10 protein-coding genes and 1 pseudogene are annotated in these 15,152 nt (G+C 41.8%); 7 read left to right on the top strand and 4 right to left on the bottom strand.

The genetic code is table 11. The features are described from left to right. The first annotated feature begins 221 nt into the window (after positions 1 to 221). The 3 genes from gyrA (at position 222) to V7L12_RS03295 (ending at position 3,696) form a co-directional block, all read left to right on the top strand. Positions 222 to 2,729: a DNA gyrase subunit A gene (gene gyrA, locus V7L12_RS03305; protein ID WP_335082114.1), complete on the top strand. Its 2,508-nt coding sequence runs from the start codon at positions 222 to 224 to the stop codon at positions 2,727 to 2,729. A 156-nt stretch (positions 2,730 to 2,885) separates the two neighbouring features. After that, positions 2,886 to 3,203 carry a GNAT family N-acetyltransferase gene (locus V7L12_RS03300; protein ID WP_335082112.1) on the top strand — a complete coding sequence of 106 codons (318 nt, stop codon included), beginning with the start codon at positions 2,886 to 2,888 and terminating at the stop codon, positions 3,201 to 3,203. A 307-nt stretch (positions 3,204 to 3,510) separates the two neighbouring features. Then, the gene (locus V7L12_RS03295) at positions 3,511 to 3,696 is read left to right on the top strand and encodes a chlorophyll a/b-binding protein (protein WP_109009401.1); all 186 of its coding nucleotides are present in this window, start codon (positions 3,511 to 3,513) and stop codon (positions 3,694 to 3,696) included. Positions 3,697 to 3,837: 141 nt separating this feature from the next. Here V7L12_RS03295 and rpoD read toward each other — a convergent pair whose 3' ends face one another. After that, the gene (rpoD, locus tag V7L12_RS03290; protein ID WP_104904896.1) at positions 3,838 to 5,007 is read right to left on the bottom strand and encodes an RNA polymerase sigma factor RpoD; all 1,170 of its coding nucleotides are present in this window, start codon (positions 5,005 to 5,007) and stop codon (positions 3,838 to 3,840) included. Positions 5,008 to 5,898: 891 nt separating this feature from the next. On the opposite strand from rpoD, the gene V7L12_RS03285 reads away from it, so the two are divergent. Continuing rightward, the gene (locus V7L12_RS03285) at positions 5,899 to 6,093 is read left to right on the top strand and encodes a hypothetical protein (RefSeq protein WP_335082110.1); all 195 of its coding nucleotides are present in this window, start codon (positions 5,899 to 5,901) and stop codon (positions 6,091 to 6,093) included. A gap of 430 nt (positions 6,094 to 6,523) precedes the next feature. Here the strand turns inward: V7L12_RS03285 and V7L12_RS03280 are convergent, their stop codons facing one another. Both V7L12_RS03280 and gyrB read right to left on the bottom strand, forming a co-directional pair. Next, positions 6,524 to 7,153 carry a fasciclin domain-containing protein gene (locus tag V7L12_RS03280; RefSeq protein WP_335082108.1) on the bottom strand — a complete coding sequence of 210 codons (630 nt, stop codon included), beginning with the start codon at positions 7,151 to 7,153 and terminating at the stop codon, positions 6,524 to 6,526. 297 nt (positions 7,154 to 7,450) lie between these two features. Further along, positions 7,451 to 9,388, bottom strand: coding sequence for a DNA topoisomerase (ATP-hydrolyzing) subunit B (gene gyrB / locus V7L12_RS03275; RefSeq protein WP_335082106.1), 1,938 nt, complete (start codon positions 9,386 to 9,388; stop codon positions 7,451 to 7,453). Between the two features lie 274 nt (positions 9,389 to 9,662). On the opposite strand from gyrB, the gene miaA reads away from it, so the two are divergent. Next, entirely contained in the window at positions 9,663 to 10,565 is a 903-nt protein-coding gene (gene miaA / locus V7L12_RS03270; RefSeq protein ID WP_335082104.1) for a tRNA (adenosine(37)-N6)-dimethylallyltransferase MiaA, read from the top strand. A gap of 60 nt (positions 10,566 to 10,625) precedes the next feature. Here miaA and V7L12_RS03265 read toward each other — a convergent pair. Then, positions 10,626 to 11,351: pseudogene (locus V7L12_RS03265) on the bottom strand (Uma2 family endonuclease). 132 nt (positions 11,352 to 11,483) lie between these two features. On the opposite strand from V7L12_RS03265, the gene V7L12_RS03260 reads away from it, so the two are divergent. Together V7L12_RS03260 and glcD are read left to right on the top strand one after the other, a co-directional pair. Beyond that, positions 11,484 to 13,247 (top strand): WG repeat-containing protein, encoded by a 1,764-nt coding sequence (locus V7L12_RS03260; RefSeq protein WP_335082102.1) that lies wholly within the window; start codon positions 11,484 to 11,486, stop codon positions 13,245 to 13,247. Between the two features lie 327 nt (positions 13,248 to 13,574). After that, positions 13,575 to 15,047 (top strand): glycolate oxidase subunit GlcD, encoded by a 1,473-nt coding sequence (gene glcD / locus V7L12_RS03255; protein WP_335082100.1) that lies wholly within the window; start codon positions 13,575 to 13,577, stop codon positions 15,045 to 15,047. Positions 15,048 to 15,152 lie beyond the last annotated feature (105 nt).

Below are 15,152 nucleotides of genomic sequence, written 5' to 3'. Positions count from 1 at the left end.
ATGATGGTAAATATCATGGCTACTAAGTTTATGTAGATTATACTCGTGTGCATCCTTTTTAATAGTCAATGTGTATCCTCGTCATCAAGGATGATACTACTGCTTTTTCTTCTGTGACTATCAAAATTTTGTTATGAATCTCATTTCATCCGTTATGCTGTGGTTGCCACAGTGTTGAGTTGCATTGGCTTTTGTGTAGTTAAACTTCAGGGAAAAAACTCATGGCAAAACAGTTAAACCTTCTCTCAACGGGACAGGTAATTCCAACAGCCCTGCACACCGAGATGCAACGGTCTTATCTAGAATATGCCATGAGCGTGATTGTCGGGCGAGCGCTACCAGACGTGCGTGATGGCTTAAAACCAGTGCATCGGCGCATTTTGTATGCAATGCACGAACTCGGTTTAGTACCAGATAGACCTTATCGAAAATGTGCCCGTGTAGTGGGTGATGTGTTGGGTAAATACCATCCTCACGGCGACCAATCAGTTTATGATGCTTTAGTCAGACTGGTGCAAGATTTTTCTAGCCGCTATCCCTTGCTGGCAGGACATGGTAACTTTGGCAGCGTCGATAATGACCCGCCAGCAGCGATGCGTTACACAGAAACGCGCCTCGCACCCATCAGCCATGAGGGAATGCTGACAGAAATTGGTGAAGAAACTGTGGAATTTGTCGGAAATTTCGATAATTCCCAGCAAGAACCAACAGTGTTACCTGCTCAGTTGCCGTTTCTGCTACTTAATGGCTGTTCTGGTATCGCCGTAGGAATGGCGACAAATGTACCACCCCACAATTTGGGGGAAGTAGTCGATGGGTTAATTGCTTTAATCGACAACCCAGATTTGCCAGATGAAAAATTATTTGAGCTAATTCCAGGACCAGATTTTCCCACTGGTGGGGAAATAGTTGGTGAAGCGGGAATTCGGGAAGCATATACCACAGGTAAAGGTGGAATTCTGCTGCGGGGAGTCGCAACTCTGGAGGAAATTCCAGCCGCTAGGGGAAGCAAGCGCCGGACGGCAATTATCATTACAGAATTGCCTTATCAAGTGAATAAAGCTGCCTGGATTGAGAAGGTAGCGGACTTAGTAAATCAAGGACGCTTGCAAGGAATTTCCGATCTTCGGGATGAGAGCGATCGCGAAGGGATGCGGGTGGTAATTGAACTCAAACGCGATACTAATCCCCAAGAAGTTCTCCAGAATTTATATCACCAAACTGCTTTACAAATGACTTTTGGGGCGATTCTCCTCGCAATAGTGGATGGACAACCCCGCCAGTTAAGTTTGCGTCAATTGTTGCAGGAGTTTTTGAGATTCCGAGAAGAGACGCTGAACCGTCGCTACAATTACGAGTTGGATAAGGCCCAAAGTCGCGTGCATTTGGTAGAAGGTTTGCTGAAAGCGCTATCTAATTTGGATCGGGTAATTGAAATTTTGCGCCAAGCTCCCGATGGGAGTACGGCAAAAATTAATCTTTGTAGCCAACTGGATTTGAGTGAGGTACAAGGAGATGCAATTCTAGCTATGCCGTTGCGCCGCCTCACTAGTTTAGAACAGCAAAATTTGCAGCAGGAATTTCAGCAGATAAGTGGACAAATTAGCTTATTGGAGCAATTACTCACCGATCGCCGCGAATTATTGAAGGCGCTGAAAAAAGATTTGCGATCGCTCAAGCGCAAGTACAACGATCCCCGGCGAACGAAAATCGGAGAGGAGCAGAAGTCTAGGGCAGAGGAGCAAAAGTCTAGGGCTGAGGGACAGAGGAGCAGAGGGGCAGAGGAAGAGGAACTTAAATCTTCCGAACCAGTAGAAGAAGCGATTTTAGAATTTACCCAACGGGGTTATGTCCGCCGCACCCAGCCATCTGGGAGAAAGTCAAAAGCTGAAAATGGTCTACACGATAATGACTTCATTATCCAAACTGTGTTGACCGACACAGGGAAAGACTTGCTAATACTAACTGATGGCGGCAAAGTCTATCCGGTGAATGTGGGAGAAATTCCCCCAACTACTGGGCGTTCTCCACGGGGAAAACCTTTGATCACTATGCTCAGTAGTACTGCTCAAGGCGCTCAAGAAGCTGTGGTCAGCCGCTTTTTGCTGCCGGAAAATCTCGAAACTAGGCAGATGATTCTTCTAACAAAACAGGGAAGAATTAAGCGTCTGTCTCTGGGAGAATTCACTAACCTGACTCGGCGCGGCATCACGATTTTGAAACTAAAAGATGATGATGAATTGTCATTTACCCAGTTCACCAGACCAGGGGAGCATCTGATTTTAGCTAGTTCTGGTGGGCGACTGTTGCGCTTTGCAGTTAATGATGAACAATTACCGATCATGGGACGCACAGCGATGGGTTTACAAGCATTTCGACTATTGAAAAATCAGCAAATGGTTGGTTGTGTCACTGTCGGTAAAGATGACCAACTGCTGCTTGTTACTCAAGAAGGATATGCCAAGCGGATGGCTGCGAGTCAGTTAAGAGCGGCTAATCGCGGTGATTTAGGCACGCAAGCGCTGAAATTTGCTAGCAAAACTGATAACTTAGCTGGTATGGTCATGGCGATCGCATCTGGCGAAGTAGCTTTAGTGACGAATAAGGAGCGGGTAGTGCGAATACCTGTGGAAACAGTGCCGATTTTAGGTAGGGATGTCAAAGGTGAAAGCATCCTCCAACTCAACCGCGATGAAAAAATCATCACCGTGGCGGAAGTGCGATCATAAATTAGGGTAATGTTCAACTTGCGACAAGCCAACTTGCTGGACTTAGAGGCCCTAATCCAACTGCGTCTCGAACTCCTGCGGGAGGCTGGCGAGATTAAAGGTGACTCGACACTGCAAACCTAGCAGAAGCGACTCGAAAATATCTTGGCGAAATAAATGCCGCCGGGTGAGTTTTTAGCTTGGGTAGCTGAAGTGGATAGTCAAATTGTTGCCACTAGCGGCTTGGTATTTTTTCAACGACCCCCTTACAACGGCAATCTCTCAGGCTTAGAAGCCTACGTTATGAACGTTTATACAATTCCGATGTGGCGAGGACAGGGAATTGCTACAGCATTATTAAAGGAAATTATCAGCTTTGTCAGGGCAACTGAGGCAAAACGCCTCTGGCTTCACGCCACTGAGGATGGTAAACGCATCTACGATCAGCTTGGTTTTGTCTGGACTTCAAAAGAAATGAAAATTCTTTGGTACTGACTTAAATTATAAATAAACTTTTTATTTTAAAATGCGAGATATATTTAAAATCAAGCGATTTAACTAAATTAGTTGATAAATAATCTCAATAGTATGAGATTATTTATCAAGCTAAAAGTCTGGACAACATTTCTTCTACCTGAGAAAATCTCACTGAAGGCTGATATTTTAGTCTATATAATAGCGATTTGTATTTATGTCAAGCTCTGAAAACAAAAGTATAAAAAATGTTGCCTTTATGAAAATATTTGTTATATTAGTTTACAGAAGGCAATAAACCTTAAAAATTAAGTTTGGAGTCCTAACCATGACAAATGCAACCACAACAAAAGTCACTACTCCCGTAATTGAAGATCGCAACGCTTGGCGTTGGGGCTTTACCCCACAAGCAGAAATTTGGAACGGTCGCTTGGCAATGATTGGCTTTTTAGCAGCCGTTTTGGTTGAGCTTTTTTCTGGTCAAGGCTTTCTACATTTTTGGGGCATTCTATAAGTTTTAATATTTAAGATGACCTATAAATAAAAAAACCTGGAGTGCTAATTCACTACCAGGTTTTTATTTTTCGTCTGTCATTTGTCATTTGTCAGTTGTGCTTTGTTTATTGACTAATGACTAATGACTATTGACTAATTACTACCGAATATACTCTTTGAGAACACTGTTACGATTTGGATGGCGTAACTTGCGGAGTGCTTTCGCCTCAATTTGACGAATCCGTTCGCGGGTGACGTTGAAAATCTGTCCGATTTCCTCAAGGGTTTTCATCCGACCATCATCCAAGCCGTAACGCAGTCTGAGAACATCGCGTTCGCGTGGGCTGAGACTGTCGAGGACCTTTTCAAGGTCTTCGCGCAGAAGATTTTTGGAAACTTGGTCTTCTGGCGTCTCACCATCGGATTCTATAAAATCGCCCAATCGAGAATCTTCTTCTTTACCAATAGGCGTTTCTAGTGAAATTGGTAACTGAGCCGATTTAGCAATGAACCGCAACTTCTCAATGGTCATTTCCATGCGAGTAGCGATTTCTTCTTCGGTGGGTTTGCGACCCATTTCTTGGGATAGTAACTTGGTAGTTTTCTTAATCCGAGAGATGGTTTCGTAAAGGTGAACTGGAAGACGAATTGTGCGGGATTGATCTGCGATCGCGCGGGTAATTGCTTGACGAATCCACCATGTAGCATAGGTGGAGAACTTATAACCTTTTTCGTGGTCAAACTTTTCAGCGGCACGAATCAAACCGAGACTGCCTTCCTGAATTAAGTCCTGGAACGACAAACCACGATTCATGTACTTCTTAGCAATTGAAACTACAAGACGGAGGTTAGATTGCACCATCTTGTCTTTCGCCCGACGACCAACATGGAGGCGATAACGAAAGGCTGGTAGTGGCAGTTGTACTGCTTCTGCCCATTCACTATCTCGAGGATCGCGATCTAATTGCTCACAGAGTCTTTCGCGTACTCTCTCTAATTCCAGCAAATCGGCTATTTTCCGCGCCAATTCAATTTCTTCGTCTGCCCGCAACAGACGAATTCTACCAATTTCTTGCAAGTAAAGCCGAATTGAATCTTCGGTGTAATGCTTTTTCTTGCTTTGTGTCCGACGACGCGATTTAGCGGCTTTTCCAGACTTTGCGTCGTCCTCATCAGACTGAGGCTCTAAAAATTCCTCGTCACCTTCATCTACGATCAGCAAGTCCTCTTCATCGTCTATTAAGAGTTCTTCTAACTCGAGCTCAGGCTGATTCATTATTTCTAGGTCAGGCTGATATATGCTTTCGAGTACGTTGTTAGCCTGGTTCATGCCGCGTTCCTCATGCTCCTTGCAGAATCAATTACTCAAGATGTGTTTACGGCTCTTTTAAACGAGCCAATTGCCAACCGAAAATAAGCTTTTTGGCAGATTTGCCAGAGATATTTTCGGACGTTTTACACCTCCGGTAGGAGGGTTTTTACTTTAGTTTAAGCAAATACTAAAGGTGACTTGCTCACTTTAGTAAATGTTATATGTGTTGCTATCACATATTGCTTTCAACTAACTGGTCAAAAAAAATACTTGCCTTTATCAAAAAAATTGCCCCTCTATACAAATGAGTTCAGACTGTTGGCAGATTTTCGTATAAAGACTCTTTCGATTGTAGCCTGTTTCACAGAAATTGCACTCTTTTTGTGTATTAATCATGAATTCATTAAGCAACTTTTAGCTACTTTCACCAAAAAGACATTGAAAACGGGATTTATACCCGGAAATTTTTTCTCCACTTTTCGGAATTGCAGTGACGCTCTTATTACATTACGAAGTAAGTACGCTTGCTCCTGCCGAATTTCATGTATTTTACACAACATTAATTACTGAGAAAGAGTGCCTTTTATGTTAACTCAGACTATTCGTCTTAACCTACCCATTTTTACATTTCCTTCATAAATTAAGCATCCCTTAGACTAAAACGGGTATTGTCCTTGGGTAAATACAACAACGGTGGTGTGCTTGCCTGAAAGCAGTTGACCTTCTGCGTACTAACTACCTTAACTGAGGAGTTGAGGCAGTGGCAGAATCAACCCGATCGCAGATCAATTTAGATTTACTAATTCGGTCTTATTCACACGTTAGCGCACTGTGGCGATTTCAGCCCTATGAAACTTGACAAACTTTTTTTATTGTATACAAGGATATTTTAATCAATTCAAAAACAATTTGTCCTGCGAACTTGCCAATATCGTCTTATTCTTAGGCAAAAGTACATACGATACAATAGCGATCGCCACGGCACTACATGAAGATATTAACAAGTTTTCAGACTTATGGTGTGTACTTCCAACAGCTATTACCTCGAACACTGAGAACCCAGCAGATTACCTGATGATTTGGTTACAAAGCTTTTTTGCGTAAAGCAATTGTAAATTTCAATACTTTTATTTCGGTAAGTTTCTGTCATCTTATGATGATAAATCCTCAAAATACTTATTAATTGCTGTTGGATAGATGATATTCAGTTATTTTCTTAAATCATAACAAATGTGTTTCTCGCTGGTGGTTCAAATTAATCAGCGAGTCAGAGCAAAGAGTATTATCTGGACTAACTTTCCAATCAAGTTGGTAGTTTTGCTAACAATCGAGCATTGATTGTTTGGACAATATTGACAATCAGTAAATTATATGGTTATCTAAGCGAGAAAATTGAAATATTTGTATTTTTCGTAGTATTGACTAATCACTTGTGTGACAAGTCAACTTAAATTTTTAATTGATTGTTAGCTACTAGTTCAAAAATCACAGTGGCTTTCAAAGTGGAAAACTGGAGACTATGAACTTTGCAGAACTAGCGTGGTGTTGGGGTGGTGTTTAGACTTGCAGGGAAATTAGGTGGCACAAGTACCTGGTCAACTACATGAACGATGCCGTTGCTAGCTGGGATATCTGGCTGAGTCACCTTAGCGTTGTTGACTGTGATTGAGTTACTGGCACGATCAACTGTGATTTTAACGGGACTACCCTCAACTGTTTTAACTTCTCCAGATGTCAATTGCTGGGAGGTAATTCCTCCAGGTATGACGTGGTAGGACAGAAGCTTGACTAGTTGTTGTTTGTTTGCTGGTTGTAAGAGTTGGTCTAGAGTAGCTTTTGGTAGAGCAGAGAAAGCGGCGTCAGTAGGTGCAAATACTGTATAAGGACCTGGTGTAGCCAATTGTTCACTTAATCCGGCAGCTTGCACTGCTTGGATGAGAGTTTTAAACTGTCCTTGACTAGCTGCTGACTTTGCCAATTCTGCTAAATTTTGGGTGGCAATAGTGGCAGTAGGAGTTGGCGTGACGGGCGGGACAGTTGTTGGAGGGACAGTTGCTGTAGGAGTTTCTGCAACAGGTTGAGCGCAGGCAGACAGAGCAACTAAACTACCTATGCCAATAATATTGAACAATGCTTTTCCTACTATGCCTTTGCTCGTTTTCATAGCTTTGTGTAGAATCCAATTAAATAGGGAATTATTAACAATAGTTTATGAATTTATGGATATAGTCACTCATCTAACGACATAGTTTGTAGTAAAAAAATATTAGTCCAAATTTTCTTTGTAAAATACATAATTTGTCATCAATCAAAAGAGGTAGTTTTTATAAGGTTTTGGATATAAAGTCTTTACCAAAATCTGTTGCAGTAATGTCAAGCAATACTTGAAAGCTAAAGATCCCCGATTTGTTTGAGAAATCAGGGATCTTGTTTTTTAGGAATGATTTAGGACTGCTGGTATTTAGATATCTAGATCGGTGAAGTTGAGTTTAGAGCCATAGGTTTCAATGAATTCTCGTCTGGGTGCGACGCGATCGCCCATTAAAATTGTGAAGATGCGATCGGCTTCTGCGGCATCCTCAATTTCGACTTGCTTCATTTTACGGGTTTCTGGGTTCATTGTGGTGTCCCAGAGTTGTTGTGGCATCATTTCACCCAAACCTTTGAAGCGTTGGATGGTGTAGTTGGCATTAGCCGGAAATTTGGCGATCGCTTGATTTTTTTCGCGATCGCTATAGCAATATTCATGATTACGTCCCCGTTCGACTTTAAATAGTGGGGGACAAGCAATATAAATAAAGCCCTGTTCGATCAGCGCTCGCTGATATCGATAGAAGAATGTTAACAACAAAGTCCGAATGTGCGCTCCATCTACGTCAGCATCCGTCATAATGACTATGCGGTGATAACGCAGTTGGGTGGAATCAAATTCATCACCTTTAACACCTAAACCAAGTGCTGTAATTAACGATTGAACTTCGTTATTTTTATAGATTTTAGCGTCGTCGGTTTTTTCAATGTTAAGAATTTTACCACGTAGAGGCAAGATTGCTTGAGTACGGCGATCGCGTCCTTGTTTTGCACTCCCACCTGCTGAGTCCCCTTCCACGATGAATATCTCAGATTCGCTGGGATCGCGAGAACTACAATCCGCCAATTTACCAGGTAATGGCGAAGATTCTAGTACGGATTTGCGGCGAACTAATTCCCGTGCATGACGGGCTGCTTCTGCGGCTTTGAAAGCTTGGATAGCTTTATCTAAAATTGAGTCTGCTATAGCAGGATGAAATTCTAGATACTCAGTGAGGACTTCTCCCACCAAAGAATCGACAATTCCGCGAACTTCGGTGTTACCAAGTTTGGTTTTGGTTTGTCCTTCAAATTCTGGATCTGGAACTTTAACGGAGATTACCGCAGTTAAACCTTCGCGGACGTGTTCGCCACTGAGGTTAGGTTCATTTTCTTTAATTTTATTGCGCTTGCGAGCGATCGCATTTAATGTCCGCGTTAGAACTGCTTTTAACCCTTCTAAGTGGGTACCACCATCTACCGTGCGAATATTGTTAGCAAAACCTAGTACATTATCCGTGTAAGCATCAGTACACCATTGCAATGAAACTTCTACTTGTACATTGTTCCGTTCTCCCTGAACATAGATAATTTCTTCATGCAGCGGTTGCTTCTCACGGTTCATGTACGCAATATACTCTTTGATCCCACCCTTGTACTCGTAGGTTTCTACCTTGGGCGTATCGCTTTTTAGTAGTTCTAAACGATGGTCGGTAAAGGTAATTTTGACACCTGCATTCAGATACGCCAATTCCCGTAGGCGACCTGATAAAGTAATATAATCAAACTCAATGCTAGTAGTGAATATTTGGGTATCTGGCTTAAAAGTAACAGAAGTTCCAGTTCTAGCTTCTTTGTAAGGTTTGACTTGCAGATCGCTAACTGGGACACCGCGTTCATAGCGCTGAAGATGAACCTTTTTATCTCGCCAAACCGTAACTTCTACAACTTCAGATAGGGCATTAACAACAGAAATACCAACCCCGTGCAATCCTCCAGAAACTTTGTAGCCACCGCCGCCAAACTTACCACCGGCGTGCAGTACCGTCATTACGGTTTCCAAAGCCGATTTCCCGGTGCGCGAGTGAGTATCGACGGGAATACCGCGACCATCATCTGTTACAGTCACGGAACCATCAGCGTTGATATCCACTTCTATATGAGTGCAATGACCCGCCAAAGCCTCATCGATTGAATTGTCCACCACCTCGTAAACTAAATGGTGGAGTCCTCGCGGCCCAGTGGTACCGATGTACATTCCTGGTCTTTTGCGGACGGCTTCCAGACCTTCCAGAACTTGAATCTGATCGGCACTGTAACTGCTCGTCATGTAAACTCTCCTGATGCGTGGGGTTAAAATCGCCTAAAGGCAAATAAAAGTAAAAACACTCCAAAATTGTAACACAAAAGCCTTGCTGGCGTCTGTAGGGCATTTTCAAGAGAAGTTTATACTGGGGTTGCAGTACCGTGCAAGAGTGGCAGGGGAGCAGAGGGGCAGGGGAAGCAGGGGGAGAAATCAATTCAAAATTCAAAATCCAAAAACTTCTGCCTTCTGCCTCCTCTTTCCCAATACCCCATAACAAATGATTAATGACTAATGACTAATGACTAAATTAATTGTGATTTGTGGGGCGACGGCAACTGGTAAATCGGGTTTGGCTTTGGCTTTGGCAATGCGGTTGGGTTCTGTAATTCTCAGTGCTGATTCTCGTCAAGTTTACCGTGAGTTTGATATTGGGACGGCGAAACCAACTGTGGCTGAACAAAAATTTGTGCCGCACTATCTAATAGATATCTGCGATCCAACAGACACGATGACAGTAGCAGACTACCAGGAACAAACACAAGCTTTAATTACTTCTGTTGGTGTTACACCACTGTTTCTAGTTGGTGGCACTGGTTTATACATCCGTTCTATTGTTAGAGGGATGAAAATTCCGAGAGTTTCACCACACAAGGAATTGCGATCGCAGCTTGAATCTCTTGGTCAAAATCAACTCTACGCAATTTTACAACAAGTTGATCCTGTTGCTGCACAAAAGATTCATGGCAATGATTTAGTGCGGACTTTACGAGCATTAGAGGTATTTTACGTAACTGGATATCCAATTTCAGAACAGCAAGGGGAGAATCCACCAAATTATCCGATTCTGCAAATTGGTTTAGATTGCGATGTTGAAAAATTGGATGATCGGATTCAACAGCGTACTGAACAAATGATAGCAAATGGTTTGGTTGCTGAGGTGGAGAATCTTTGTCAAAAATATGGCGCTGATTTGTCTTTATTGAATACTTTGGGCTATCAAGAAATCAAGCAATATTTGGCTAGGGATATTTCCTTGGATGAAGCGAAAGAATTAACAGTTTTGCATACGCGGCAATTTGCCAAGCGACAACGTACTTGGTTTCGTGCATATCCACAAATTGAATGGTTTGATGCGAATGATCCTGATTTATTAGAGAAGGTTTGGCATCGTATAAATGAATTTATAAGTCGCACCAATTAGTGAGAATTTTTTTGCTCATGCAAAGACACAAAAAAACTTTACGTCTTTACAGCAAGTGTCCTATAGAGTATCGGGATCTACGCCCATAGCCCGTAGCCTATCTGCTAGCAATTGGGTGCGTTGTTCTGCTTGTTCGGCACGTTCTCGTTCCTGTTCGGCACGTTCTCGTTCCTGTTCGGCGCGTTCATCTCCAGTCGATAAAACATTACCATCTTGATAGCACCAGCGTAACCAATTATCTTGTCTGCCTTCAAATTTACCTTCCCACAAAGTTACGCCTAAACCAACTTGTTCTAACCAATTTTCTGAAGTTTAAAAGTAGCGCCTTCCTCTAAGCTCATAAACGCGCAGGACTTTTTCTCCTAATTGCTGATTTTGGTCATATACGATGTAGTAACTGGCCCGCATTTGTTCATAAATTTTCAGTTTTCTGCCCAGTTCATCACCTTCTTTATTAGAGACAATTTCAAGGACAACTTCCGGTGGTTTGCCAAAACGCTAAACCATATAACAACGATTTTGTTTTTCCCACCAATTTTGAGGTACTTGCACATCCAAGCTGAGAAAAACGTCGGGTACAATTGCAGGTTGACCGTCCGTATGGTAAATACCGACATTAGCTGCTGCTAAAAAAGTCTGCTGCTGTAGAGTACTGTAAAGGGAGCCAATTAAAAGGCGTTTCTGTTTGGAAGTAGCAAAATTATCTAAAATGTCATCTTCAGTGACTAGCTGGTTAGCATCTGGCACATAGTAATCATCATCATTGATTAAAACTTCCTGAACCATGATTTTATCGATTATTTGAGAGCTTTATTTCTAGGCTAGTTGATTCAGGGTAGGAAGGTAAGTAGTCGTTTACCTATAATAACGGATAGGTTGTGTCAAAATCTACAGATAAAGGTCTGTAGCATTAGCATAATGATTGGATACATACTGCGACAGCGTTACAAAATTATCCAAAAACTAGGAGCGGGTGGGTTTGGGGAAACCTATCTAGCTGAATACCCGCAGGATTTACCTGTTACTCCTAAGTATAAGTGCGTTATCAAGCGGTTGACCAAACCCCAAACTCCAGATATAGATACTGTAGAAAGGTTTAAGAAAGAAGCAGCAATTCTATTCACATTAGGTAAGGAACACCTCCAAATTCCCCAACTCTATGACTTTTTAGATGAATATAAAGAATTTTATCTAATCCAAGAATACATTGATGGGCATGATCTCAGTAATGAAATCACTTCAGGAAAACCGTGGAGTGAAGCTGATGTGATTCAGCTTTTACAAGACATTTTAGAGGTGCTAGCTTTTGTCCACGAACAGAATGTGATTCATCGAGATATCAAGCCATTGAATTTGATGCGGCGGTATTCAGATAATAAACTTGTCCTGATTGACTTTGGGGCAATTAAAGAAATCAGTACTTCAGGAATTAATAGTCAAGGAGATATTAGCACCACGATGGCCATTGGTACTCGTGGTTATATGCCAAATGAGCAATGGGAAGGGCATCCTCAACTATGTAGTGATATCTATGCTTTGGGAGTTACAGCAATCCAAGCTTTAACTGGATTACCCCCACAACAACTACCAAAATCTAAGACTCTGGAATTAATATGGCGCGACTGTACTCAAGTTAGTGATGGGCTAGCGGACTTTTTGACAAAAATGGTGCGACGTGATTTCCACCAACGTTATAAAGATGCCACTGAGGCAATACAAGCTTTAAACCACTCTGGTTTAAAGCTTGCACTATCTCCTGATACCTTACCAAAACCAATTAAGATTGGCGAAAAGTATGGCTATATTAATAAGACAGGAAAGGTAGTCATTCAACCCCAATTTGATAAAGCTTGGCAATTTTATCCAGGGTTAGCGTTAGTAAAGATTGGCAGCGAGTTTAGCTATGGTTATGTCAACAAGAACGGGGAGCTAGTTATCTCACCGCAATTTAAATTTGCTGGGCACTTTTATGAAGGACTGGCAGAAGTCTGGATAGCTGGAAAATGTGGCTATATAGACAAAAGTGGGCAACTAGTTATCTCACCCAACTTTGATGAAACTTTAGGATTCTCTGAAGGATTAGCAGATGTCAAAATTAATGACAAGTGGGGCTATATTGACAAAAGTGGTGAATTAGTGATTCAACCCCAATTTGATGAAACTGGAAGTTTTTCTGAAGGAATAGCAAATGTCAAAATCAATGAGAAATGGGGCTATATCGACAAAAGCGGTCAATTAGTCATTGAACCCCAATTTGATGAGTCTTGGGATTTTCACGAAGGGTTGGCAATGGTCAAAATCAATGACAAGTGGGGCTATATCAATAAAGTTGGACAACTAGTTATTCCACCTCAGTTTGAAGAGCATCTACTAGCATTACAAGGAATTTTCTCCGAAGGTCTTGCAGCAGTAAATATGGGCTATAAATTTGACTACAAGTTTGCCTATATTGACAAGAGTGGGGGAGTAGCCATTGAACCGATGTTTGATGTGGCTTTAAAATTTTCCGAAGGGCTAGCAGCAGTGAATATTGGGCACAAGTGGGGTTACATTGACAAGATTGGGCAGTTGGTCATCCAACCTCAGTTTGATAGTGCTGATGAATTTTCAGAGGGGCTGGCAGAAGTCAAGGTTGGTAAGCAAGACCACTACATTGACAAAATAGGAAAATTGATTTACTAATCTATGAAACTATAAGTGCTACTTAGGTGTAGGCTGAAGATAAGTAATATCGCTATCTCAGTCCATAGAATCTGTGTTCTTACTCCCATATTCAGGGAGCAGCTTTTCACCAGCAGCTTTTGTGCAGAGCGCACATTAAGATGGAAGAAAGCTAGGGATAGAACGAGTATTTAAACTTAGAAAAAATATCTTTGTTAAGAGACATCGCACCTTCCGTACTCAAATCATGCGATCGCACTTACGCACTTTTGACTGCTATTCTTGCAACAATAGTAATTACAGCTATACTAACCAGCCTGCAACATCTACCTTGAACTTTAAGAAACTATGCTTACCCAAGATAAAAAACAACGCAACTGGAAACCCATTCTCAAAGCATTCGAGGCTGTCCTTGGCAAAAATGGTGTGGTGCAACGCCGAGAAGAACTCATTACCTATGAATGCGATGGTTTAACTGGCTATCGCCAACGTCCGGCTGTGGTGGTGTTACCCAGAACTACAGAACAAGTTGCCCAAATTGTGAAAATATGCAACCAATACTCTATCCCCTTCATCGCACGCGGTTCTGGCACTGGTTTATCTGGTGGCGCTTTACCAGTAGAAGATTCTGTTTTAATTGTTACTTCCTTAATGCGGCAAATCCTCAGCATTGATTTGGAAAATCAACGGACAGTTGTACAACCAGGGGTGATTAATAGTTGGGTAACACAAGCAGTCAGTGGTGCTGGATTTTACTACGCTCCTGACCCTTCTAGTCAAATTATCTGCTCTATTGGCGGCAATATTGCGGAAAACTCTGGTGGCGTACATTGTCTCAAATACGGTGTCACCACTAACCACGTTTTAGGATTAAAAATTGTTACGCCGGAAGGTGAAATTATCGATTTAGGGGGACAAATCCCAGAAATGCCTGGTTATGATTTAACAGGTGTATTTGTTGGTTCTGAAGGCACTTTAGGAATTGCCACAGAAATTACTTTGCGAATTCTCAAAAGTGCAGAATCAATTTGTGTGCTGTTGGCAGATTTTACTAGCATTGAAGCTGCTGGAGCAACTGTTTCTGACATCATCAGCGCCGGAATTATTCCTGGTGGTATGGAAATGATGGATAACTTCAGCGTTAATGCAGTTGAAGATGTTGTAGCAACTAATTGTTATCCCCGCGATGCTACTGCTATTTTACTAATAGAAATTGACGGTTTAGAAGTGGAAGTTGCAGGGAATAAGCAGCGAGTTACCGAAATTTGTAAAAAAAATGGGGCGCGAAATGTCACTTCTGCTACTGATCCAGAAACCAGATTGAAATTATGGAAAGGACGCAAAGCCGCTTTTGCTGCGGCTGGACATTTAAGCCCAGATTATTATGTACAAGATGGTGTAATTCCCCGGACTCAGTTGCCTTATGTTTTACATGAGATTGAGGCATTAAGTAAACAATACGGTTATCGGGTTGCTAATGTATTTCATGCTGGCGATGGCAATCTTCATCCGCTAATTCTTTATGATAATTCTGTGCATGGAGCATTAGAGCAAGTAGAAGAAATGGGTGGGAAAATTCTCAAACTTTGTGTCCAAGTTGGTGGTAGTATTTCTGGTGAACATGGCATCGGTGCAGAGAAAAAGTGCTATATGCCACAGATGTTTAGCCAAGTTGATTTAGAGACTATGCAATGGGTGCGGCAAGTTTTTAATCCTAAAGGTTTAGCAAATCCTGACAAGATATTCCCCACACCACGAACTTGTGGAGAAGCAGCAAATGCATCGGCTATCAAGCAATTTGAAGGTGTGGAAAGATTTTAATAAGAAAGAATTCAGGAGTCAGGAGTAAGAATTAGAGTTTGGATTCCTAATTTATTAGGTTTTGGTGTCGTTAAGTATATTCATTACCAAAACTGGCTCCGTATT

The sequence above is a fragment of the Nostoc sp. genome, from assembly GCF_036918245.1.
Taxonomy (GTDB): domain Bacteria; phylum Cyanobacteriota; class Cyanobacteriia; order Cyanobacteriales; family Nostocaceae; genus Nostoc.
This window is presented reverse-complemented; position numbering and strand designations above follow the sequence as displayed.